Raw genomic sequence first — 23,611 nt, 5'->3', positions numbered from 1 at the left:
TTTCCGGGCAAAAGTCCGTATTTTTGCGGATACCACCGAAAATTATTGGTGGCTATTTTGTGTTAAAAAGGAATGAAGAGAAACAATGTCCGCAAGCGGAGTAACCCCAAAGCATCCTCCCCTACATTAGCCGAAGAATATCAGATACACACGCTGGCCAACGGGATTCGCATTGCACATAAGCAGGTTCCTTACACGCAAATTGCGCATTGCGGCATTATGCTCGACATCGGCAGCCGCGATGAATTGCCGCATCAGCAAGGCCTGGCCCACTTCTGGGAGCATATGGCTTTCAAGGGAACCGAAAAAAGAAGCTCCTACCACGTCATTAACCGGCTCGAAAATGTGGGTGGCGAGCTGAACGCCTATACAACCAAGGAGAAAATCTGCTTCCATGCCTCCGTACTCGACGATCATTTCGAGAAGGCAATGGATTTGCTTGCCGATATCACTTTCCATTCCGTATTTCCCGACAAGCAGATCGAGCGGGAGCGAAATGTGATTCTCGAAGAGATGTCAATGTATGTCGATTCGCCGGAGGACGCCATTCAGGACGATTTCGACCAGTTGATTTTCCCTGACCATGCATTAGGAAATAATATTCTCGGGACAGCCGAAACGGTCAATTCATTCGGTCGGGACCATTTGTACGAATTTATCAACCATAATATCGATACCGAGCGGATTGTGGTATCGTCGGTGAGCCGTTTGCCGTTTTCGAGGGTGATTCGCATTGCAGAGAAGTACCTGGGCGGCGTGCCTCATCGCACTACGGACAGGAAACGGAATGCACCGGTGATTTACACACCTGTTCGCCTGGAACGTGAGCGCCCGATCCAGCAGGCGCAATGTGCAATGGGCCAGCCGGCTTACTCATTGCTGGATGAGCGTCGTTTGCCGTTTTTTATGCTGGTGAACCTGCTGGGCGGACCGGGGATGAACTCGCGGTTCAACCTATCGCTGCGCGAGAAGTATGGTTTTGTATATTCCATCGAAGCGAATTACACGCCTTACCTTGATACCGGGTTCACGGGCATATTCTTTGGTACCGAGAAAAAACAATTAAATAAAAGTATTTCGCTGATCAACAAAGAATTAAGGCGGATCAGGGAGGTGCCACTTACGACGCTGCAGCTGCATCAGACGAAAGTGCAGCTGATGGGCCAGCTGGCCATGTCGGAAGAAAGCAATATGAGTTTTATGCTTATGATGGCTAAAAGCATTCTGGATACGGGGAAAGTCGATTCCTTACCGGAGATTTTTGGAGAAATAGAGCAGATCACAGCCTCTCAATTGCAGGAAATCGCGATGGAACTGTTCGACGAGCAAAATTTCAGCTATCTGACCTTCCTGCCAGAGGATTAAGTTTCAAAGTTATTTAATGAAAAAAGCGCTCGCCTGGCATGGGAGCGCTTTTTTCATAATGCTTGAAGCTATTTCGCCTCCGCCCGATAATATAGCGTTGACGAATTTTCTGGCCTCAGAATGGTTTTTGCCGCATTATTAATATCGTTAGTGGTCAACGCCCTGATGATTTCCGCATCGCTGTTGGCCCAATCAACATTGCCTGCATTCGCCGCAAATGCCAGGTTCATCGCCCGGTTGAGCAGCTCCACTTCGGAAAATGCGATCGATGCTTCCGATTGGTTCTTAACCTTCGTTACTTCTTCTTCCGAAGCACCATTTTCAACGATTTCTTGTAAAACTTCATCCACGGCGGTATTGGCATCCTCTAATGTGATGCCAGGATTCAGATTCCCTTTGATCATCAGCAGGCCGGGGTCGAGGGAAGAAATGATGCTGGCACCGATGCTGTTGAACAGTGCGCGTTCTTTCAGCAGTTTTTGATATAAGCGTGATGATTTACCTCTTCCCAGCACATCGCCCAGCAAATCCCCCCCATAAAAGCCGGGCTCATACCGGCCGGGCATATGGAAAACCTTGATCAGCGAGTTGAGCGGGACCGCGGCTGAAATTTCGAGGTGCCTTGCTTCGGTTTGTACCGGTTCGGCGGGAAGGTTGCGGACATAAGCCGGCCCGGAGGGAATACTTCCAAACCACTTTTCTGCCAGTTCGCGCACTTTTTCAAATGTTACCGCACCTGCCACCACCATCACTGCATTGTTGGGGCGGTAGAAGCGGAAGAAGAAATCCTGCACATCGTCCATCGTAGCACGTTCGATATGACCAATGTCCTTACCGATCGTTGCCCAGCGGTAAGGATGTATTTTGTAGGCTAATGGCCGTAATTTCAGCCACATATCACCATAGGGCTGGTTGAGGTACCGTTGCTTGAATTCTTCGATCACCACCTTGCGCTGCACTTCGAGCACATTGGGGTCGAACGACAGGCTCAGCATCCGGTCCGATTCCAGCCAGAATGCCGTTTCTACATTATCTGCCGGTAATGTAATGTAGTAATTGGTGATATCCGGGGAGGTGAATGCATTGTTTTCGCCGCCCACATTCTGTACGGGTATATCGTAGCTGGGGATGTTTTTGGAGCCGCCGAACATCAAATGTTCGAACAAATGCGCAAAGCCGGTGCGTTCTTCGTCTTCATCCCGGGAGCCTACATTATACAGGATATTAACCGCAGCCATGGGTGTCGAAAAGTCTTCGTGGACAAATACCCGAAGGCCATTACCCAGTGTAAACTGCTTATAGCGAATCATATGGTCAAAAAAGGAAGTTGAATAGGTATAATTTGGCCAAAATAAAACCGGAGGCCGAAACCCGCGCATTCAATTATGGGTTATAAACAAAGCTACTGTTCAGCTGGGATACCACCAAACCAATTTGAGTTGAAAGCCATGCAAATTACACTTCGTTCCCTGTGCCTATGGGTTTTCCTTGCCTTATGTTCGATCCAGACCCACGCACAAATACTTAATGACCCCGTTTCATTAAAAAACATCCAGAACAGTCTCGATAAAATATATAATTACGAGTTCGATGAGGCGGTCCAGATCATAGACCAGGTCGAGAAAAAGTATCCCAATCACCCGGTTTCCTACATCCTCGATTCGTTCATCCTGTACTGGAAATACCTGCCTATCAAGGATAACCCCGCCAAATCGAAGGAGTACATCCAGAAACTCGACCAATGCCTGGAAGCGATCAACAAGCGCTACGGCAAGAACAGCCTCGATCCGGAGGCGGTCTTTTACACGATGGTCGCGAGAGGTTATATGGCGATGATATACAATTACCGCGGGGAAATGATGGCAGCGGCAGGAGAGGGTAAAAAGGCGTATAATGCTTTCGTTGAGGGATTTAAATTACTGAATAAAAACCCGGAGTTCTACTTCACTTCCGGAATGTATAATTATTATGTGGAAGTATACCCGGAAGAGCATCCGATCGTGAAGCCGCTGCTGGTTTTCTTCAAGAACGGAGATAAAGCGTTGGGTTTAAAGCAGATCGATACTGCCACAAAGGTGGGTACAATTACCAAAGCAGAATCTTGCTTTTATATTTCACACATTTATCTGAAATACGAAGCCAAGCCGGAAAGGGCGGCCTTTTACATGGAAAAGCTTGTGGATTTGTATCCGCGAAACCCTATTTATCTCATGAAACATTTGGAAGCACAATTGCTTTCGGGGAAATACGAGGAGGCGCATGAAGGTGTGCAGCTTCTACGCAGGCAAAATACGGGTTTTTACCCCGCAGCCTGGCGGACGTTTCAGGGAATTTTAGAAGAAAAGGATCGAAAAAATGACGCTGCTGCTCAGAAAGAGTACCTGGCTGCACTCAAAACACCGCACGACGATCAATACACGAAAGAGTATCACGCATTTGCATACGCAGGCCTTGCGCGCATCTCCGCGCGGGCGGGTAACAAGGTCAAAGCCAGGGAGTATTATAAAAAATGCCTTGGCAAAGCGGAATATCGCTCGGTCATCCGCGAAGCCAAGGCATTCAAATGAGACTTGCTAGTTAGGAAAAAGGCTTTTGTCTAGCCCTGGGATAATTCTCAGGGCATTTTTGTAGTAGAGCTTTTTCAATACATCGTCGGACAGCCCCATGCCGTACATGCGCCAGAATGCGTGGTATTTTTTGTGGTAGGGGAAATATTCATCCTCGGTTTCCAGCACGCGGAAATAAGTAGCATACTCGGCGGGTACCCAGCTGTCCTTTCCAAAAAGGACGCGATCCTGGTATTTATCAAAAAACTTCTTCGCTGCCCTGGGCTGACGGCCCAGCTCGGCTATTACGGCACCTATTTCCACATACATATTCGGGAAAGCGATCATCAGGCTGTCGAGCTTTTTGAGGTTGTTGGGATACCAACCCATATGTGCATTGATGAACGTCGTTTTCGGGTTCATCTTGAAAATGTGGTGCTGCTCGGCGATCAGCGAGTCGAATGGGATGGGATCGTTGAGGCCTCGCTTGCGGCCCGGGTGGGTTTTCAGTTCCAGCCAGCGCTCGTTATAGCGGTCCATCGGGTCCCAGAAAGAGGGCACGTCCGCAGTGTGGATCAGCACCGGAATACCCAGCTCGCCGCATTTCTGCCAAACCGGCTGCAACCTCGGGTCACTCACCGGCACGCGGTTGCCTTTGTCGTCCTTAATACCCGCAAAACCAAGGCTTTTGTAAATTTTTAAACCTCTGGCGCCCATTTTTACATCTTCCTCCAATTGTCTTACTGCCTTCGCCGACCAATCTTTTTCGCCGAAGCCTTTGAATTGCAGGTTCGTAAATACCGCAATGCGCTTCGGCTCATTTTTGGCCACGTTTTCCAGCGAGCCTTTCAATGTAGCCGTTCCCTCCGCCCATTCCTGCGACCAGCCGCGACCGCTGAGGTTGACCATTATGCCCATATTCAGCGCATCCATCTCCTTCACCAGCGCTTTCAGATCTTGCGAGGGCATCTGATACTGGTGATTATGCACGTCGATAAACGGGAATTTTGCTTTTTTCAGCGGGTGTTCTTCCACTTTGAGCGTGGAAATGGGGTCGTATTCTTCAAAACCGAGCGGCTGCTCGGCAAGCGGCGCAGATTGTTGCTGTGCACAGGCGGAGAAGGTGATGCCCATGCCGACAGAGAGGAACAGTAGTACTTTTTTCATGCAAATCTATTTTAAACAGGATCGTTGGCTAAGCATTACCCGGAAATGCTCCGGGTTTATAGATCAATGCAATACAGTGCGCGGCAATGCCCTCTTCCCTTCCTACAAAACCCAGATGCTCGGAGGTGGTTGCCTTGATCGAAATATCTTCTTCTGAAATGCGGGTAACCTCGGCCAGGCAGCTTTTCATGGCCGGAATATGCGGATTGAGCTTCGGATTTTGCAAAACAATCGTCACATCTACATTTCCGACCTCATATCCTTTTTCCCGGATCATTTCCAGGACTTTGGCCAGCAAAATTTTACTGTCGACACCCTTCCATTGCGGGTCCTTGTCGGAAAAATGGTAACCAATATTGCGGAGATTGGCTGCACCGAGGAGCGCGTCGCACATCACGTGGCAAACCACGTCGGCGTCGGAATGCCCTTTGGCACCATGTGTGTGGGGGATCAAAATACCGCCGAGCCAGAACGGCCGGCCTTCTACCAATTGATGAACATCGTAGCCCTGGCCTACGCGGAATGGGAACATAATATACTGAAAACTAATAAATAACTATGGTTTTAGACTATCTGGCCTGTCGCCGTCTCTCTACCTTCCAAGATCATCCAGGCGCTTAAGGATATCATCGAATCGGGCATCTGTTTTATCGAAGCGATCCATCATGAATTCGAAAAGTTTAGCCAGGTCATCTTTGGTGGCCATCGATCTCAGATCATCTTTGGTGGCCATTCTTTCGAAGATAATTCTGTTTGTCGCTGAAATGTCGCGCATGGTCTCCTCAACCAGTGTTTGCCGGTCATTAAGCCGAAACATGTGTTTGTCCAGGTCTCGCATGTTTTCTTCCAACGTGTCCATCCGGCCAATCGTTTGAGATTGTCCCTTACCCAGTTGTACAAGTTCGGCGTCGACGCGGTCGAGGCGCATGAGAATTTCGGCGAGCATCTCTTCCAGATTACTGATTCTTTCGCTGTCTTTCATAAAAGATAGGTTAACAAATATAACAATTCTTTCCTACCTATACGGAAGAACAGGGCTTTGGTAACGATATATCGTGCAGCAATTTTCCTGTGGTTAAAAAAGTCATTAAAAACGCAATCTTTGACATTGCAGAGCAACTTTTTACCGATTAGCTTTGGTTACGTATATGAATCAACACAATCAACTATACCTAATATAAAGACGCATGAAAACCAACATCGGAATATCGGACGAGCATACTCAGGCCGTCGCCTACCAGTTGAACAAGTTGCTCGCCAATGAGTTTGTACTTTACACCAAAACCCGTAACTACCACTGGAATATCGGCGGGATGAATTTCTTCGAATTGCACAAGCTTTTTGAAGGGCAATACGAGCAATTGCAGGTGATCCTGGACGACATCGCAGAGCGTATCCGCGCCATCGGCCACTACTCGGAAGCCCGCCTGGTGGATATTCTGAAACTGACCGACTTGCTCGAACCGGAATACACGACCGAACCGAAGACCCAACTGCAAAATTTGCTCGACGACCATGAGACGATCATTCGCCTCCTTCGCCCGTTGGTAACCGAGTTCGCGGATACCTACAAAGACCTCGGATCGAGCGACTACGTAACAGGCTTATTGAGAGAGCATGAGAAAATGGCCTGGATGCTTCGCGCATTCCTGAAATAGGATGGCCAGAGAATGGAAAAAGCCGGTCGGACCGCAATGTCCGCCGGCTTTCGTGTGTACAGGTTAATATTTTTTATTTATTGTTCACTTGCATTTCAGTTTTGATCTTTTCGATCTCCTCCTGCTGTGCTACCGATTTGAAATAGAAATACAAACCGGCGATCAGGAATATTTTGGAAAGAATGAAAACGGCAATAAATGCGGGGCGCCAAAACTTGTGCACTTTTATGTGCGTGTCGTTCACCTCTACATCGAGGAACTGCTTCGCATCGACGGTTTCTCCCACATCGTAGCTGCTCCGGCCCTTTTTCTCACGGATGCTTCTCAGCAGTATGATTTCCCTCACAGCGTCGGGCGGCGACACCGACCCTTCCGCAAAGTAGCTTTTGATATCTACTTCAAGTTCATTTACATATTCGGACATTTTACGGTCCGACAGCATCATTTCCGCAACGAGCTGCTGTTCTTCTTCGTTGGCGAGTCCCATTAAATGTGATTCGAGAATACCGCTCTCGATAAATTCCTGTTTGCTCAATGGGTGTAATATTTATGCGTTGCGATATGATTTGAAAAACTCGTGAAAAGAACGAAGCACTTCGGCCTTCGATATGTTCAACTTGCCTGCCACCTCATCGGGTGTGAACCCCTGGCGGAATGCGAGGTCAAAAATGATTTGCGGAGAGGCGTCGCCGTGTGCATACTCGGCTCCCGCGGGTGCAAGAGCGGTCAGTTTGCGCTTCGCCTCCACTGCTTTGGCCCGCGCCAGCTTGATCACGCATGCGGCAAAAGTAAAGGGGTAACTATTGCAGGACTGTAATTGCGGGGATGAAAATACACTTACCAGTACTTCTTGTGCCAAATGCACCTGAGGCAGGATTTGTAGTATAATGCCATACGCCATGGCCCCGAATTGATCATACACTTCAAGGGAAGTGAGCGTTTTTGGCTTCGAAAGTGCACGACTATCGACTCCATTGCCTGCTCGTTCTAATTCATTCATATACGCAATTAATTGATCGGAAATTGGATCGGGTAATTCGGGAGGCCTTTATTATAACGTTGAATTTAAGGATGTTTTGAAGAAGTAGTGTGAGCCATTGCAGGTAAATTTAATAGAATGGTTAGTAAAAATGTCACCTGGTTATAAAAAGTTTGAATTTAAGTTATCAAACTATTTCAATGATTGTATTCATTTTTAGTTCTGCATTTCATTTTCAGGAAGATTATCCGATGTTAACTTTGCGGGATGAAAGAGAAATTAGCAGTCATTTTTGATATGGACGGGGTGATTGTCCATACAAACCCCTACCACTCCCGCGCATTCCGCGAGTTTTTTTCGAAACGAAACCTTTCTCCTACTGAAGAGGAATTTGCCCAGCACATGTACGGAAAAAGTAACAGCTACATTTTAAGCCACTTTTTGCAGCGAGTGGTTGAAGGAGAGGAGTTGTTGAAAATGGAAGAGGAAAAAGAAGGGCTTTTCCGTGAACTGTATGAGCCTTATGTGGAGCCTATCACAGGCATTGTCGGGTTTATGCACGATTTGAAAGCGAATGGGGCGGTACTCGGAGTCGCTACGTCTGCACCCCGGGCCAACCTGGACCTCATTCTGAGTAAAGTGCCTATTCAAGAGATGCTAGGCTCTGTTTTGGCGAGCGAAGATGTGAAAAAGCACAAGCCCGATCCGGAAGTATACCTTACCTCCGCCAGGAACCTGGGAGTTAGTCCGGACCAGTGTGTTGTATTTGAAGATTCATTCTCGGGTGTTTCGGCAGCACTCAATGCAGGTATGCGTGTGGTAGGCGTGCTAAGCTCGCACACGCGGGAGGAATTGCCGCCCTGCAACCTGTATATAAACGATTACAGCGACCTCTCTTACGAAAAGATCGCTGCGCTCTTCTGAAACGCTACAATGTGACAGGATCGGTAACTTTCACATCGAAGGCGCCGGTCAACACTTTTTCGTTTCTTTTGATTTGAAGGAATATCCGGTACTGGCCGCCTTTCGGAAATGCGTAGGGGAACGAAATGCGGGTAGCGTGATCCATGCCGGTCATGCCGCCTTCGGTGACGTTATACATGCCCATTTCCTTCATCAGGAATATTTCGCGGTCTATGGTCGGCATGGCTTTTAAATTGGCCAGGTGCCGGTCGATGCTATCACGGAAAACGTTGGCTTGGGGCCATTTGGCTACGTGGGCAGTATCCGAAATGCGGTTTTCAAACGATTGGCCGGCGGCCATCGAATAGGAGCCGCTAGGGTGCAGGTGAATATAAACCGAACCGTCGGAGCGTACGATTACCGCATGCCCAAGCATTCCCAGGTAAGGTTCCGGGAAGCAGGGACTGTTGTCCGGGTTGAATATTTCAAAATTAAGCTGATAAGGTTTTCCCGCTTCGAGCGCCTTATCCGGCTTGCCCTCCCAGATAGCATAGGAGCCGTCTTTGAACACGGTTTTGGTTCCGGGTTTTCCACAAATGACAACATTTTCGCCCATCGGCACCTTGCCGGGCGTATCTAGCGGATCTGTAATGATATAGGTATCGTCTTCTGACAGTGCCTTACTTATGCGTTTTGACGGTTTGGTATTGATCACCAGCGTATCGACGATCGTTTCGGCAAAACCGGAGTACTGTACAATGTCGGAGTAAACCAGGTATTTTCCGGCCGGCAGATCCGGCAATACAGCTTCAAATGTCAGGCTATCCCTACGGTCGGGATGGACGTGCGCGAATGCATCGAGTGTAGGCGTGCGCACGAGGAATGTATGCATGATCTTTCCATGATCGGGGATCAATGTGCTCAGCATACTTCTTTTCATCCGGTGGTCCCAGTTGGTGGTGTCGATTTTTAGTTGGAAAACCCGTTGGGAATCTGCTTCGATGATCGCGGTTTTGGCTTTCAACGGCTTGTACAACCACTGTTTGTACTCGGCTGCCCAGCTATCCCACCAGCTGCTTCCGCCATACAAAATCAATGAACATACGGCCGTGGCGATGCCCATATTGATCCATCGCTTCCGTTTCTGGGCCGGAGTAAGGCTTTGGCCGGGCTTTAAAAGGCCGTCGCTCACACTGGCACCGATGGTCGTGATCATGAGCAGGAAAAGCAGTAATCCGAGAATACTGAGGCTAATACCAAGCCCTTTGGGCATATCGCGTTCCGCAGTTGAAACGGCAACGATGGGGATGATCAACGATGCATCTCCCTGGATACCCTCAATGCTGATCTGTGCGCTCGACGAACCTGGTTCCATGAGCCAAACCGCTCCCTGAAACTGGCCCTTCTGGCCCGCAACAGGCGCCAGCGGATCGGAAGTAGGCGCGCCTTTGTCGCCCGAGTAAAAGTAAATCGGCCGGACCGACACTTTCCGAGCCTCGCCGTATTCAATAAAAACCGAAACCTGCGCGGTTCCCGGAATAACATCCGGCGGTGTAATGCTTACAAGCACCTTGTACGAGCCGGCCTGCGCCTGCATTTGTACACCCGCGCTGCCCACGTGGGCATACGTGGCTACGCTTTGCAGCAATAAGAGAATGAGGTACAGATATTTTTTCATCGTTGAATCTTGTGCATCCAGTTGCCCCACGCCAATCCGATGCGGGTTGAGATTAATGTTAATACCAGTGCAATGCCCAACCCTTTGAGCAGTGCCGGCGTTTCCTCGACCATCCAGCGGCCGAATTTGTAGCGGTACTCCCAGTTCGGATCATTCCCGAAATACCAGTAATGGCTCCCGAAAAACCAGTTACGCGCATAGGGCGATTCCATCAGAAATCCGCCGAAAAACCATTGAACCACAAAAAATACGGCCAGGAATCCGATGCCAAGCAGCAAAGTGAGTTTCCAATCACTCCAATGCGCGAAGCGGTACCGAAGGATATCGATCACAACGGCCGGGGCGAGCAGCAGCAATGGGAAATGAAAGCCCTGATAGTGGGTAATATGGTTCAGGATCGGCCCAAGTTTGGGCTCGGCAGGGAAAAGTGGAATGATCCATAGTGTGCCGAGCATTAATGCAGTGTAAACGCCGGCGACGGCTGTAACGGCCCATTTGTGCGAAACGGCCTTGCCAACGGCTATCAGCAGCAGTGGAAATGCAGCCCCGGCAAATATGTAGTAGCTCGACTTGTGCGTGCGCATTCTACCCAATTCCTCGGATATTAACGTGAACCAGATGGTTAGCAGAAAGCCGGCGGATAATGCAAATAGCCAGAAAAGTGTTTTGTCTAATGCCTTCGTCTTTCCCTGGCCAAAACTGCCGAGCAATTTCATCTGGTTCTTCACTGCAATGACACTGATCATCGCGCCGAACTGGATGCCGATAATGCCCAGAATGAGCACAGTATGCGGAGGGGAGAGGATCGTTACGTCGAGACCATAGGTATTGTGCCACCAATCGTCGAAAGGAGCGGAGGTAAGCATGGACAGCGCTCCCCAAACGCAGAACAGCGACCCGAGCGAGCTGTAAAAAAAGCCCCAGATTTTGACGCTGGCCGCTTTTTCAATATCACTTCCCCAAAATGTTTTTCTCAAGATCTCATAACCCGAAAACAGTCCTGCCACTACGGCGCCCAGGTAAATAACGAGGTGCGGCGGCGATAGCAACCCGTCGCGGCCAATGCTCATGTGCCAGCAAATGTCCCAGATGAGTCCGGTGATTACGCAAAATGAAGCAAAAACGGTGGCGTAAATGTAGACGGGAATACCCGGACTGGCCTGCATGGTTAAAGTCCGGTCGCCGTACTGAGGCGGAGGGGCAATGGGGTTTTGCATGTTGCGGAGAGGAAACTGAGTTATGACTGCAAATTTCGAAAAGGACAATCATATTCCATGCTACCCCTATGGTTGTATTCAATTTTACGCAGGCAGGGTTAGTGAACGGCCGGCCGGACTCAAAATGGCCGCATGGCTTTTACGAAACGCCCTTTAAAATAGGTCGAAAACAGGTTGTCCTCACGTACGCCGCGCGAGGTGGAGGCGTGGATAAATATGATCTCGTCCCTTCCGCGGACGTCGGTGACAATGCCTGCGTGGGATACGTAACCTTCCTTGCCAGCCTCAGGTACGAAAAAGAGCCAGTCACCGGGTTTAATTTCGGCTACGCTGCCCACTTCCTGTCCGAATTCGGATTGCTGCCACGAAATGCGGGGCACTTTAACGCCCATTTCGGAATATACCTGGCAGATCAGGCCGGAGCAGTCGATACCGTCTTTGTCGTTGCCGCCCGAGCGGTAGGGTGTGCCGGTGTAGGTACGCGCGATTTGCACGACCTCCGGGATGTTCGCTGTATTGACAGAGCCGGGGCGGGAGTAGGTAGGTGTGGTGCTTCGCGTGGGCGCAGGTTTTCTGGCGGGAGCTTTTGCCACCGGTTTGCGGGCAGGCGGCCTGCGGGACGGAGAAGTGCGTCCTCGTGAGGTTGTACTGCGTGATGAACTATGGCGTTCGGGTGTTGTGCGGAATACGTCGCAGGAGAATAATAATGTAGTGATCAGGATTGTAAAAATGGTGCAGGAAAGGGATTGGGAAAGGTACTTCTTCATGCGTAAGCGGAATATGGCCTGATTACTGAGTTCAAAAATAGCTTAATTTTTTTTTGTGAGCGTTTTCGCCGACGGAACGCCGGATCTTAGCGTGCACCGACGAGACGTCGGCACTAACCGTCGCATTTCTATTTTAACTGCATTCGGGCTGAAAAATTGTGACAAATATTGTGAGGCCCCGGCTTTGTAAGTAGCTTTGTCCCTGATGTTCATTCCTTTTAAATTAGCATTTACCCCTGATGAAAATTATTTGTGTAGGCCGGAATTACGCAGAGCATATCGCCGAACTGAACAACCAGACACCCGATTCCCCGGTCATATTTCTGAAACCTGAAACCGCACAGATCCGCCTCGGAGATGACTTTTATTATCCCGATTTCTCAAAAGATGTTCATTATGAAGTAGAGCTCGTGGTAAAGATCGATAAAGTGGGGAAAAACATCGAAGAGAAGTTCGCTCATAAATATTACAGTGAAATCGGGATCGGGATCGACTTCACTGCCCGCGATCTGCAATCCGAGCTGAAGGCCAAAGGGCTTCCCTGGGAGCTCGCGAAGGCATTCAACGGCTCGGCACCGGTTTCGGAATTTGTTCCGGTTTCGGATTTTGCGGACATTCAGAACGTCAATTTTAGCCTCGATGTGAATGATGAGACGCGGCAGAACGGTAATTCGTCGATGATGATCTACCGCATCAATTACCTGATTTCCTTTGTTTCTAAGTTCTTCATGCTCAAAAAAGGAGACTTGATTTTCACCGGCACTCCCAAAGGCGTTGGTCCGGTGAAGGTCGGCGACAAGCTGACCGCCTCGATTGAAGGCAAGAAGATGCTCGAACTGTTCGTTAAGTAAACCGTACTCTTCATATCACCCGGTCGGGGCTACCGACTATTCATGCACTTTTTCATGCGTCATTATTTTCGGGCATTTGTCCGTTCAGGGTTGTTTGTATTGGGTTTAGCAGGTGTTGCAAAGGATTCTTTGGCCCAAAAGCAATCGTATCCAAAGGGTTATTACCAGTTTCCGATCCGTCCGGGGTTGCCCAACTCACTGGCAGGCGGCCTGGGTGATTTGCGCAGCAATCACTTTCACGCCGGGCTCGACATTCGTACGCAGCAGCGTGAGGGCTTGCCCGTGTACGCGGCAGCAGAAGGTTATATTTACAAAGTAGCTGTGCAGCGCACCGGCTATGGTAACGTAATCTATTTGCGCCATCCGAATGGACAAACGACGGTTTACGGACATTTGCTGAAATTCAGTGATCCGCTGGCGACGTGGGTCCGGCAGGAACAATATAAAAAGCAGACATTTGAAATAGACCTCTTCCCGGAAGCAGGCCAGTTTGTATTCAAGAAAGGGGAGGTAATCGCACTTTCCGGGAATACGGGCGGTTCAGCGGGGCCGCACTTACACTTTGAGGTTCGCGATTCGAAGGATAATTATCTCAATCCGTTGTATTTCGGGTTTAACGAAATCAAAGATGTTACCCCGCCGAAATTCGTGAACCTGGCCATTCGTCCTATGGATATTAATGGGCGCGTCAACGGGCAGTTTGATCGCAGGGTTTACGCGCCTGTCAAACTGAAAGACGGCACCTGGCGTTTGCCCGAACAGGTTTCGGCCACGGGCATTGTCGGCCTGGATCTTATCGCGTTCGACCAGATGACCGGCACCGGTTTTCGTTACGGGTTACAATGCATCGAAATTAAAATGGACGGGCAGGAAGTGTTTTCTTACAATATTGAAGTATTCCCCAATGCCTCGACCCGCGATTATAACAACCTCATCGACTATGAAACGGAGCAGGCGACCGGCCAGCGTTTTCTGAAATGCTACGTTCCCGACGGGAATCAGTTTAATTTATATAAAACCAATGCGATCAACGGGAAGTTGAATATCGCAGATACTCTGAGCCACGAGGTAAAAGTGCGCATCTCGGATTCCTATGAAAACTTCTCGGAGCTGATATTTAATATTAAGGGCGAGCCGCAAAACCCCCCGCTGCCGGTGTTCAATACCGAGGTGAACCCGGAATATGTGCAAACCGAAATCCGGGAGAATACATTGGTAGTTAAAGCGAAATACTACCGCAGCCAGGAACCGTCGGCGACATTTTATATTAAAGGAAAAGAAGAGAGGAAAGCGCCTAACCTGTACGCAGGCGAATCAGCGGTTTTTTTGACTGATTTGAGGAAAGAAATGCCGGATTCCGTGAAAATTGGCACTACCACGGTGAAGACCTTTCTGCGGAGTCAGGTGATGCCGGGCATTGTCTCGTCATTCAAAGAGGCCAAATGGTCTGTGGATTTTGAGAATACCAGCTTGTTCGACACGCTGTTCCTGATGGGGCAGCGGAATTTTAATGCGTTAACCATTAATAACCGGGGTACTGCATTGAACGACTACATTCACGTCGCTCTCACGCCCGAAAAGCTGCCGGAGGATAAGTCCCGGACTTTCATGTATCGCTACCTGAACGGCGATTACCGCTTTCTGGGCGGGAAATGGGACGGCGACATGATCCGTTTCGATACGCGCGAGCTCGGCACGTTTGTCGTTCAGAGCGATACGGTACCTCCAAGGGTACGGCTCGTCGAGCATAGCAAGCATCGCATACGCGGGTACGTAGGCGACGGCATGTCGGGGATTGCGAATTTCAAGGCATTGGTGAACGGTCAGTGGGTTTTGTTGAATTATGATTTCAAAAAGGGCTATATCTGGTCGGAAAAACTGGATGATACTCAGCCATTTGAAGGAGAACTGGTGTTGGAAGTGACGGATAGGGCGGGAAATAGTACTATCTTGCAAACCGAATTGGTAGATCTGGTTGTTAAACCTAAGAAAACCAGAAAACGCAAAAGATAAATTATGGGCCTACAAGTCGGTGACCCCGCACCCGCATTTTCAGTAAAAGATCAGGATGGAAACCAAGTAAAGCTGTCGGATTTGAAGGGAGAGAAAGTTGTTTTGTACTTTTATCCCAAAGATAACACACCTACCTGCACCAATCAGGCCTGCAACATCCGCGACAACTACGGAGCGCTCCTGAAAAAGGGTTATAAGGTGTTCGGGGTAAGCCCGGATAGTGAAAAATCGCATCAGAGATTTATCAAAAAGCATGGCCTCCCCTTCCCTCTCCTGGCTGACACGGAGCATAAAATGATTGAGGCTTACGGAGTTTGGGGAGAAAAAACAACGTTTGGACGAACCTACATGGGTTTACTCCGTACAACTTTCGTCATCAACAAAAAAGGGATCATTGAGGAGATTATTTCCAAAGTGGAATCGTCGAAACACACTGATCAAATTCTTGGAAAAACTGAATAATAATCAGTCATTTTAACATTCCGAATAGCAGGACATTTACGCCGCCTAAATGGTCCCGCTTCGGGTAAGCCGATTAAGGACAGTCCAATAGAAAATAAATAAAAATGGAAATTGAACAATTAGAAAAAGTAGCATCCCAGGTTCGCAGGGACATCGTACGAATGGTACATGGTTGTCAGTCGGGGCACCCTGGCGGGTCGCTGGGATGCACCGACTTGTTGGTAGCATTGTACTTTGAGCGTATGAAGCTTAAAGAGCAGGACGGCAAAGTCGTATTCGATATGGACGGTAAGGACGAAGACCTTTTCTTCCTTTCGAACGGTCACATTTCCCCGGTTTGGTACAGCGTATTGGCACGCAAGGGATATTTCCCTGTATCGGAGCTGGCTACATTCCGCAAGCTGAATTCACGCCTGCAAGGACACCCTACCACGCACGAACACCTCGAAGGTATCCGTATCGCGTCGGGCTCACTGGGCCAGGGATTGTCGGTAGCATTGGGGGCGGCAACAGCTAAGAAACTGAACAACGACAAAGGAATAGTATACGTACTGATGGGCGATGGCGAGCAGCAGGAAGGCCAGGTTTGGGAGGCTGCTACTTTCGCGCCACACCACCAGGTAGACAACCTGATAGCGTTTATCGACCTGAACGGTCAGCAAATCGATGGCCCTACCGTGAAGGTAATGAACAACCGCGATTTGGGTGCCAAATATGAGGCATTCGGATGGGAAGTAATCTCTATCGAAGAAGGAAACGACATGGCGGCAGTGCTGAAAGGCCTGTACGAAGCCAAAGGCCGTCTGGGACATGGCAGACCGATCATGGTATTGCTCCACACAGGCATGGGCTACGGCGTCGACTTCATGATGGGCAGCCACAAATGGCACGGTGTTGCGCCTAACGACGAACAATTGGCGGCGGCACTGGCTCAGCTTGACGAAACTTTGGGAGATTATTAATATCCGGACCAGCGGCAGCAATGCACGCGGTTTCATAAACAGACAATATTCAAAATGAAAAAATACACTTTCACTGAGAAGAAAGATACGCGTTCGGGCTTCGGTGCCGGAATGCACGTGCTGGGGCAGCAAAATCCCAACGTCGTGGCGCTTTGTGCCGACCTCGTTGGTTCTTTGAAACTCGAACCGTTTATCAAAGAAAACCCTGAGCGTTTTATTCAATGCGGTATTTCCGAGGCAAATATGATCGGCCTTTCAGCTGGTTTGACTATCGGAGGTAAAATTCCATTTGCTACTACTTTCGCGAACTTCGCGACAGGCCGCGTTTATGACCAGATTCGTCAGAGCGTAGCATATTCCAATAAAAACGTAAAAATCTGTGCTTCACACGCAGGTCTTACGTTGGGAGAAGACGGTGCAACCCACCAGATTCTCGAAGATATCGGGATGATGAAAATGCTTCCGGGCATGACGGTGATCAACCCTTGCGATTACAACCAGACGAAAGCGGCTACCATCGCGATTGCTGAGTACGACGGGCCGGTTTACCTGCGTTTCGGTCGTCCGGTAATCCCGATTTTTACAGATGCCGATCAGAAATTTGAGATTGGAAAAGCTTGGATGGTCAACGAAGGTACCGACGTAAGTATCTTCGCTACCGGTCACATGGTATGGGAAGCGATCCAGGCTGGGGAGATCCTTGAAGCCGAGGGTATCAATGCCGAGATCATCAATATCCACACAATCAAACCCCTGGACGAAGAAGCGATCCTGAAATCGATTGAAAAAACCGGCTGCGTGGTAACTGCCGAAGAGCACAACCGCATCGGTGGTTTGGGTGACAGCGTTGCGCAGGTTATCGTTAAAAACAAGCTCGTTCCGCAGGAATATGTAGCGGTGAACGACAGCTTCGGAGAAAGCGGCACGCCAGCGCAGTTGCTGGAAAAATACGGCCTGGATGCAAAACATATCGTAGAAGCCGCAAAACGCGCGATTGCACGCAAGTAATATCATCGCTCTCCGTCGACTTAGGTCGACGGAAAAAGAGCCCGGCCTGAAAGGCAGGGCTCTTTTTATTTGTCCTGAATCAAAAAATAAACTATTATTGACCGGCGTTGCCTTTGGGCTCAGGTACAATTATTGGTCAAGCAGGTTGCTATAAAAAAGATCAGGTTAACACTGATTAAATGTCCGACGAAGAATTATTATCTCTTTTTCAAAATCCCGAAACGCGGAGGAACGCTTTCAATCAGTTGGTACGGAAGTACCAGCAAAAAGTTTATTGGCTGGTAAGGAAGATGGTGGTCGATCATGATGATGCCAATGACATTACCCAGGATGTATTTATAAAAGCGTGGACGGCTCTGGAGAATTTCCGCGGCGATGCCAAGCTTTATACCTGGCTTTACCGCATTGCGAGCAACGAAGCCATTAATTTTCTCAACAAAAAGCGACGGAAATATTTCATCCCGATCTACGACGTCGAGAACGAACTCAGTGAAAAGCTGGAAGCGGATCCGGAAGTAAGCGGTGACGCTATTCAGCTCAAATTGCAGAAAGCAATATTAAAATTACCAGAAAAGCAAAGGTTGGTATTTAACCTCAAATATTTTGAAGATTTACCCTATGAAGAGATTTCGGAGATCACCGGAACGTCGGTAGGGGCATTAAAAGCTTCATATCATTGGGCTTCGAAAAAAATTGAGGATTTTTTGAACGACACGGATTAAACTATTTGCATTCTCATTGGTCAAACCTTCACAAGACAGGAAATATAAATAATCATGGACAAAAAACGTATACGGCTGGATGATCTGAAGAGGGAGACGCCCTTTTCCGTGCCGGAAGGTTATTTTGACAAGCTGCCGCAAATGATCCAGTCCCGGATCCCCGCGGAGCCCGTGCGCAAACCCCTCGTAAGCTGGTCGTGGCAACGTTCTGTTGGCTTGGCCGCAGCATCTGCACTGATTCTCGTGCTCGTGTGGGTAACCGTACCGGAGCGCCAGGGATCGCTGGGGCAGGAGCCTTTGAGCGGCATCAGTAATGCCTCTATCATCACTTACCTGGAAGATCAGGACATTAGCTATTACGATCTGAGCGAACACAAGGTGGTTCAGAAAGCCTTCGAATCGGATTCGACGGTGCTGAATTATCTGGATGGCCTGGAAGACGATGTTCTTCGCCAGCAGTTGGAGGAGGTTATGGTTGCCCCGGAGAAGATTTGACCCTAACGAACAATCGAAATGAACTTACAATTTGAATTCAAACGGTATCGGAACACTTTTGCTCTTTTACTCCTATTCTTCGGCGCAATGTCAACGACAGCGCAGGCCCAACGCCGTTCCGAGGAAGAAATAAAGAAAATTCAGGATGCTAAGGTGGCAATCATTACCAACCGCCTCAACCTCACGCCCGAGCAGTCCACCGGTTTTTGGCCGATGTACAATGAATATTCTCAGCAAAGGCGAGAAATTCACCGGGCGCAGCGCAAGATCATCAACGACAAAAAAGCGGAGGGCCAGAACGATGAAGCGGTACTGAGTAACCTGAAAGAGGTTCAGGAACTTCGCCAGAAGGAACTCGATCTGGAAAAAGAATATCAGAGCAAGTTTTTAAAGGTAATCACTGCGAGCCAGGTAATCGAATTGTACAAGGCCGAACGTACATTCAACGATATGCTGATCCAGCGGTTAAAGCAAAAAAATTGAGTTAGCCTGCTTATCGACTTATTACAAACGAAAAGGCCCGCTTCCGTCAGGAGGCGGGCCTTCGTTTTATAAATGGTTAATGCTAATGAGCTCCCACTGCTTCCACTTCGCCTACACCTCGTGTTTCCACAGTGATATTGCGTAGCGGCGCCTGGTGTTTTTTGAAATCCTGGATGATTTCGAGTACGTCGTAATCGATGTTCATCGATTTGGAGCCGTCGATCACCACGGTAGCGCCGTCGGGCAGGTTATCCAGCGTGGCGCTGATGCTGCCTTTGTTCAGGAAGGTTACTTCTTCGGAAAGTTGCAGCGTGATCACCTCGCCGTCGCGGTGCTCTTCCTTGATATAATGGTAGGAATGCTTGTAATTCTTTCTCAGAATAAAATAGATCGCGACGACCATACCGATACCAATCCCTTTCAGCAAGTCGGTGCTGAGGATGGCGATAATGGTTACAACGAATGGTATGAACTGTTCCAGGCCGAGCTTGTACATTCCTTTGTACAATTCGAATTTGGACAGCTTGTAGCCCACCATCAACAGGATCGCTGCCAGCGATGCAAGCGGGATGTAGTTGAGATATTGAGCAATAAACACCGCTGAAATAAGCAGAATGGTACCGTGAATGATGGTACTCATTCTTGTACGGCCGCCCGAATCGATATTCGCGGAGCTGCGGACGATTACTTGGGTAATAGGCAACCCGCCGATCAGGCCGGAAATCATGTTGCCTGCGCCCTGAGCCATCAACTCGCGGTTGGTGGGCGTGCTGCGCTTGAACGGATCGAGGCGGTCGGTGGCTTCTACCGAAAGCAATGTTTCAAGGCTGGCCACGATGGCTAATGTTAAGGCCACTGTGTAAACCTCAGGCTTGCTGATTGCAGAGAAATCCGGTGTTTTAAAGAAACTAAAAAACTCGGAGGCGCTCGAAGCAACCGGAAGCTGTACCATGTGTTCGCCTGTCAAAACCCATTGCGGTGCCACGGCACCGAATACAAGGTTCAGGATAACGCCGGTCAATACGACGAACAAAGCGCCCGGAATATAACGGAACAGCTGTATTTTCTTCATGAACGGCTTATCGAACAAGATGAGCATGGCAAGCGAAACCAACGAGATGATGATCGCGCCGGTGCTATTGTAGCGGAGTGAGTAATATACCTCGGAGAATGTATTGCGGCCATCCCTTTGTGCAAACGCCTCATCACCCATAAAGTCGGCATCGTAACCGAATGCATGTGGTATTTCCTTTAAAATAAGTGTAATACCAATGGCTGCCAGCATTCCCTTGATCACCGATGAAGGGAAGTAATAGCCGATAATACCCGCTTTGAGCAAGCCGGCGATCATTTGTATGGCACCTGCAAAAACAACGGCGAGCAAAAAAGCCTCGAAGCTGCCCAGTGTATCGAGCGCATTGAGTACAATCACAACCAGACCCGCTGCCGGACCTGCCACACCCAGGGAGGAGCCGCTCAGTGAGCCTACTACGATTCCGCCTACGATTCCGGCAATAACACCCGAAAAAAGAAGATCGGAGCGGCCGGTCGAGGCTAGCGCAATACCGAGGCATAACGGCAGCGCTACCAGGGATACGACAAGCCCGGAAGGTAAATCGTATTTAAGATTGGCGAACAAATTTTTATTATTCAATGACATACGATTGAGTCAGTAAGGATCATAAATTGGACTACTCGGAATGCAGAACCGCTGATTATACTAATTGCGGTATGTCAAGACGGTATACGTCGTCGGCAAAGTTGGTGGCGTCGATCGTCACGTCCATGTCCTTTAGTATACCGTTGCCGATATCGTAAACGACACCGTGGAGTTGCAGCGGCTTGCCGTTAGCCCACGCAGTTTGCACGATGGTCGTTTTGGCAAGGTCGCGTACCTGCTCCTGAACGTTGATTTCGACGAAGCGGTCGGCTCTCGTTTTGGGATCTTCAATTTCGTTCAGTTCCTTCGCATGCAAACGGTACACGTCTTTGATGTGGCGCAACCAGTTATCGATCAGGCCTACCTGCTTATTGCCCATTGCGGTAATCACCCCGCCGCAGCCGTAATGTCCGCACACCAGAATATGCTCTACTCCAAGCACGTTCACAGAGTAGTCGAGCACGCTGAGCATGCTGATATCCGTGTGGATCACCATGTTGGCGATATTGCGATGTACGAAGATATCGCCGGGCTGGGTGCCGGTAAGTTGGTTGGCCGGCACGCGGCTATCTGAGCAGCCGATCCAGAGGAATTTAGGAGATTGTCCTTTCGCGAGGTTTGAGAAGAACTCCGGATTTTCCTTCGTCGTTTCTTCTGCCCATTTTTTGTTGTTTTCGAATAACTGCTTATAAGCCCTGATCATGATTTCTTGATTAGAATATGGAATAAATAATAGGAGAAAACGTGCGTAATGACACGGAAATACCGCATCGTGTTACGACGGTAACGAACTCAAACGAGTTTGGATCAAAGAAATCAGATGAGCTCCGGAGGCGGAGAAAGCAGATTGCGGTAAATTTCGTTATCGAAATTCGCGGTGTAGAAGAATGAGCTTTTGACCGGTATTAGTGCAACGGAGCGGTCAAATTGTACGCTATGTGAAATCAGTAGCTGGTCGTCGTTCAGTTTTTCGACCTCTGTTTTTTCTTCATTGTCACAGGTTTCTGAATCACAAACCACAGATGCCTTTTCCTTGGCCAGCAGCAAGCTGGCAACATCTGTGGCTTTACAGATGAGGAAGGCCGTAAGTAGTATGAGACAAAGTGATCTGAACACGGGAAAAACAGTTTTTCAAGAACCAAGGTAACACTCAACGCGTCTAAAACGTTCGACAGGTCACTTTTTAGTGTGACCTTAAAACGATTTTTCTGTTGAGCTTTTAAGCGAAACAAATAAAAAAGGGTCGTATAAACAACCCTTACTTATTCGTTTTCCATTGCTTTTCATTGTTCTCCAACCAACGCCCCACAAGGAACGCGCTGCTCAACAGAACGATATAAAAGGCAATCATAATAACGGTCATTGTCATAGTTGTACTCGATTATAATGCAACGTAAGATGGGCAAAAATAGCTAAAAAATGCGATTTCGGCTCGCTATTTACAAAAAATTAAAGTACTCCTTTCGTCGATGGCATGAAATCCAGCGCTTTAAGATCGCGTTTAACAGCCATTTTAATCGCCTTGGCAAACGCTTTGAAAATCGATTCGATCTTGTGGTGCTCGTTGTCGCCTTCCACTTTGATGTTCAGGTTTGAAAGTGAAGTGTCTGAGAATGACTTGAAAAAGTGAAAAAACATCTCAGTCGGCATTTCTCCGATCTTCTCTCTTTTGAACTCGGCGTCCCACACGATCCACGGACGGCCGGAGAAATCGATCGCTACTTGTGCCAAAGCTTCGTCCATTGGCAGCAGGAAGCCGTAGCGGCTGATTCCCCGTTTGTCGCCGATCGCCTGGCGGTAGGCTTCACCCAATGCAAGGGCAGTGTCCTCAATAGTGTGATGCTCATCGATGTGGAGGTCACCTTCGACGTGGATCGACAAATCGGCGCCGGAATGGCGGGCGAGCTGGTCGAGCATATGGTCGAAGAAGCCGAGGCCGGTGTGAATGTCGGAGCGGCCGCTGCCATCGAGATTCAGGTCGACTTTAATCTGTGTTTCCTTGGTATTTCTTTCAACAGATGCTTTGCGTGAAGGGAGTTTTAAATGCTCGTAAATCGCGTCCCAGTCGCTGGTTACCAAAGCGGTAGTTTGGTTCATCTCATCGCTAACGCCTTCCTCCGGCAATTCGGAGCGGAAAAGAATCGCCTTAGCACCTAGATTTACAGCCAGTTGGACGTCGGTAAGGCGGTCGCCGATAACGTAGCTGTTGGCCAGATCATATTCATTGGAAAAATAAGAAGTAAGCATTCCGATGCCCGGTTTGCGGGTAGGAAGGTTGTCTTCGGGAAAGCTGCGGTCGATATGCACGTCCGCGAAACGGATGTCTTCGCCTTCAAGCGTCTTGACCATCTTATTCTGAGCAGGCCAGAAAGTGTCTTCCGGGAAAGAATCGGTGCCGAGTCCGTCCTGGTTGGTTACCATGACCAGTTCATAATCGGTTTCATCCGCGATTTTACGCAACGCGGAAATGGCTTTGGGCAGGAATTCGAGCTTTTCCAGTGAATCTACCTGAAAATCGGTGGGTGGCTCAACGATGATCGTTCCATCGCGATCAATAAATAGGACTTTTTTCATTAACAGATTTGGATTACAAGCACCTTACCAGGAATTCCGCAGCGCTTATTTCCCGCAAAGTTCGCAAAGAATGCCTAATTGAAAAGCAGTTGGACATGAAT

Annotated in this window: 25 protein-coding genes; 12 read left to right on the top strand and 13 right to left on the bottom strand. The window is 48.8% G+C overall.

Features of this window, described 5'->3' with window-relative positions; translation table 11 throughout:
* Positions 1-72: 72 nt before the first annotated feature.
* Positions 73-1,365, top strand: coding sequence for a M16 family metallopeptidase (locus ACTJJJ_RS24250; protein WP_426291817.1), 1,293 nt, complete (start codon positions 73-75; stop codon positions 1,363-1,365).
* A 68-nt stretch (positions 1,366-1,433) separates the two neighbouring features.
* Here ACTJJJ_RS24250 and ACTJJJ_RS24245 read toward each other — a convergent pair whose 3' ends face one another.
* On the bottom strand, positions 1,434-2,675 hold the full coding sequence (locus ACTJJJ_RS24245; RefSeq protein WP_440703257.1) for a M16 family metallopeptidase: 1,242 nt from the start codon (positions 2,673-2,675) through the stop codon (positions 1,434-1,436).
* Positions 2,676-2,813: 138 nt separating this feature from the next.
* Between ACTJJJ_RS24245 and ACTJJJ_RS24240 the strand changes: the two genes are divergently transcribed.
* Complete coding sequence (locus ACTJJJ_RS24240; RefSeq protein WP_440703256.1) at positions 2,814-3,932, top strand: tetratricopeptide repeat protein; 1,119 nt, start codon at positions 2,814-2,816, stop codon at positions 3,930-3,932.
* 6 nt (positions 3,933-3,938) lie between these two features.
* On the opposite strand, the gene ACTJJJ_RS24235 is transcribed toward ACTJJJ_RS24240, so the two are convergent.
* From ACTJJJ_RS24235 to ACTJJJ_RS24225, 3 genes are read right to left on the bottom strand one after another with little or no spacing between them, the layout of a single operon-like run.
* The gene (locus ACTJJJ_RS24235; RefSeq protein WP_440703255.1) at positions 3,939-5,078 is read right to left on the bottom strand and encodes an amidohydrolase family protein; all 1,140 of its coding nucleotides are present in this window, start codon (positions 5,076-5,078) and stop codon (positions 3,939-3,941) included.
* Between the two features lie 28 nt (positions 5,079-5,106).
* Positions 5,107-5,610, bottom strand: coding sequence for a 2-C-methyl-D-erythritol 2,4-cyclodiphosphate synthase (gene ispF / locus ACTJJJ_RS24230; RefSeq protein WP_426291812.1), 504 nt, complete (start codon positions 5,608-5,610; stop codon positions 5,107-5,109).
* Between the two features lie 60 nt (positions 5,611-5,670).
* Complete coding sequence (locus ACTJJJ_RS24225; protein WP_440703254.1) at positions 5,671-6,060, bottom strand: hypothetical protein; 390 nt, start codon at positions 6,058-6,060, stop codon at positions 5,671-5,673.
* Positions 6,061-6,265: 205 nt separating this feature from the next.
* Between ACTJJJ_RS24225 and ACTJJJ_RS24220 the strand changes: the two genes are divergently transcribed.
* A complete protein-coding gene (locus tag ACTJJJ_RS24220) occupies positions 6,266-6,736 on the top strand; it encodes a Dps family protein (RefSeq protein WP_188936452.1) in 471 nt (156 codons plus the stop codon).
* A 73-nt stretch (positions 6,737-6,809) separates the two neighbouring features.
* Here the strand turns inward: ACTJJJ_RS24220 and ACTJJJ_RS24215 are convergent, their stop codons facing one another.
* Positions 6,810-7,271 (bottom strand): hypothetical protein, encoded by a 462-nt coding sequence (locus tag ACTJJJ_RS24215; RefSeq protein ID WP_440703253.1) that lies wholly within the window; start codon positions 7,269-7,271, stop codon positions 6,810-6,812.
* Positions 7,272-7,283: 12 nt separating this feature from the next.
* On the bottom strand, positions 7,284-7,736 hold the full coding sequence (locus ACTJJJ_RS24210; RefSeq protein ID WP_188936450.1) for a hypothetical protein: 453 nt from the start codon (positions 7,734-7,736) through the stop codon (positions 7,284-7,286).
* Positions 7,737-7,982: 246 nt separating this feature from the next.
* On the opposite strand from ACTJJJ_RS24210, the gene ACTJJJ_RS24205 reads away from it, so the two are divergent.
* Positions 7,983-8,639, top strand: coding sequence for an HAD family hydrolase (locus ACTJJJ_RS24205; RefSeq protein ID WP_188936448.1), 657 nt, complete (start codon positions 7,983-7,985; stop codon positions 8,637-8,639).
* Between the two features lie 4 nt (positions 8,640-8,643).
* On the opposite strand, the gene ACTJJJ_RS24200 is transcribed toward ACTJJJ_RS24205, so the two are convergent.
* The 3 genes from ACTJJJ_RS24200 to ACTJJJ_RS24190 all read right to left on the bottom strand — a co-directional run bounded on the left by ACTJJJ_RS24200 (position 8,644) and on the right by ACTJJJ_RS24190 (position 12,280).
* Positions 8,644-10,296, bottom strand: a complete 1,653-nt coding sequence (locus tag ACTJJJ_RS24200) for a hypothetical protein (protein WP_440703252.1) — start codon at positions 10,294-10,296, stop codon at positions 8,644-8,646.
* A complete protein-coding gene (locus tag ACTJJJ_RS24195) occupies positions 10,293-11,513 on the bottom strand; it encodes a hypothetical protein (RefSeq protein WP_440703251.1) in 1,221 nt (406 codons plus the stop codon). Before ACTJJJ_RS24195 ends, ACTJJJ_RS24200 begins: the two co-directional genes overlap by 4 nt.
* 119 nt (positions 11,514-11,632) lie before the next feature.
* Positions 11,633-12,280, bottom strand: coding sequence for a C40 family peptidase (locus tag ACTJJJ_RS24190; protein ID WP_440703250.1), 648 nt, complete (start codon positions 12,278-12,280; stop codon positions 11,633-11,635).
* Positions 12,281-12,519: 239 nt separating this feature from the next.
* Here ACTJJJ_RS24190 and ACTJJJ_RS24185 point away from each other — a divergent pair, with 239 nt between their 5' ends.
* From ACTJJJ_RS24185 to ACTJJJ_RS24150, 8 genes are all read left to right on the top strand, one after another.
* Positions 12,520-13,131, top strand: a complete 612-nt coding sequence (locus ACTJJJ_RS24185) for a fumarylacetoacetate hydrolase family protein (RefSeq protein WP_426291808.1) — start codon at positions 12,520-12,522, stop codon at positions 13,129-13,131.
* Between the two features lie 54 nt (positions 13,132-13,185).
* Positions 13,186-15,144 carry a M23 family metallopeptidase gene (locus ACTJJJ_RS24180; RefSeq protein WP_229222910.1) on the top strand — a complete coding sequence of 653 codons (1,959 nt, stop codon included), beginning with the start codon at positions 13,186-13,188 and terminating at the stop codon, positions 15,142-15,144.
* Positions 15,145-15,147: 3 nt separating this feature from the next.
* A complete protein-coding gene (bcp, locus tag ACTJJJ_RS24175; protein WP_188936436.1) occupies positions 15,148-15,606 on the top strand; it encodes a thioredoxin-dependent thiol peroxidase in 459 nt (152 codons plus the stop codon).
* 104 nt (positions 15,607-15,710) lie between these two features.
* Positions 15,711-16,568 carry a transketolase gene (locus tag ACTJJJ_RS24170; protein WP_188936434.1) on the top strand — a complete coding sequence of 286 codons (858 nt, stop codon included), beginning with the start codon at positions 15,711-15,713 and terminating at the stop codon, positions 16,566-16,568.
* Between the two features lie 54 nt (positions 16,569-16,622).
* Positions 16,623-17,576: a transketolase family protein gene (locus ACTJJJ_RS24165; RefSeq protein WP_188936432.1), complete on the top strand. Its 954-nt coding sequence runs from the start codon at positions 16,623-16,625 to the stop codon at positions 17,574-17,576.
* A 179-nt stretch (positions 17,577-17,755) separates the two neighbouring features.
* Complete coding sequence (locus ACTJJJ_RS24160) at positions 17,756-18,298, top strand: RNA polymerase sigma factor (RefSeq protein ID WP_188936430.1); 543 nt, start codon at positions 17,756-17,758, stop codon at positions 18,296-18,298.
* Between the two features lie 54 nt (positions 18,299-18,352).
* Positions 18,353-18,793 (top strand): hypothetical protein, encoded by a 441-nt coding sequence (locus ACTJJJ_RS24155; RefSeq protein WP_188936428.1) that lies wholly within the window; start codon positions 18,353-18,355, stop codon positions 18,791-18,793.
* An 87-nt stretch (positions 18,794-18,880) separates the two neighbouring features.
* Positions 18,881-19,276, top strand: coding sequence for a hypothetical protein (locus tag ACTJJJ_RS24150; RefSeq protein WP_426291805.1), 396 nt, complete (start codon positions 18,881-18,883; stop codon positions 19,274-19,276).
* 82 nt (positions 19,277-19,358) lie between these two features.
* Here the strand turns inward: ACTJJJ_RS24150 and ACTJJJ_RS24145 are convergent, their stop codons facing one another.
* From ACTJJJ_RS24145 to hisB, 4 genes are all read right to left on the bottom strand, one after another.
* Positions 19,359-20,936, bottom strand: coding sequence for a SulP family inorganic anion transporter (locus tag ACTJJJ_RS24145; RefSeq protein ID WP_188936424.1), 1,578 nt, complete (start codon positions 20,934-20,936; stop codon positions 19,359-19,361).
* A gap of 55 nt (positions 20,937-20,991) precedes the next feature.
* The gene (can, locus tag ACTJJJ_RS24140) at positions 20,992-21,639 is read right to left on the bottom strand and encodes a carbonate dehydratase (RefSeq protein ID WP_188936422.1); all 648 of its coding nucleotides are present in this window, start codon (positions 21,637-21,639) and stop codon (positions 20,992-20,994) included.
* A 113-nt stretch (positions 21,640-21,752) separates the two neighbouring features.
* Positions 21,753-22,052 carry a hypothetical protein gene (locus ACTJJJ_RS24135; RefSeq protein ID WP_188936420.1) on the bottom strand — a complete coding sequence of 100 codons (300 nt, stop codon included), beginning with the start codon at positions 22,050-22,052 and terminating at the stop codon, positions 21,753-21,755.
* Between the two features lie 333 nt (positions 22,053-22,385).
* The gene (gene hisB / locus ACTJJJ_RS24130) at positions 22,386-23,510 is read right to left on the bottom strand and encodes a bifunctional histidinol-phosphatase/imidazoleglycerol-phosphate dehydratase HisB (protein WP_440703249.1); all 1,125 of its coding nucleotides are present in this window, start codon (positions 23,508-23,510) and stop codon (positions 22,386-22,388) included.
* Positions 23,511-23,611: the final 101 nt, after the last annotated feature.

Origin of the sequence: Dyadobacter sp. 22481, assembly GCF_052044875.1 — a bacterium.
In the GTDB taxonomy this organism is placed as follows: Bacteria; Bacteroidota; Bacteroidia; order Cytophagales; family Spirosomataceae; genus Dyadobacter; species Dyadobacter endophyticus.
Note: the sequence above shows the minus strand (reverse complement) of the source record. Positions and strands in the feature narration are given on the sequence as shown.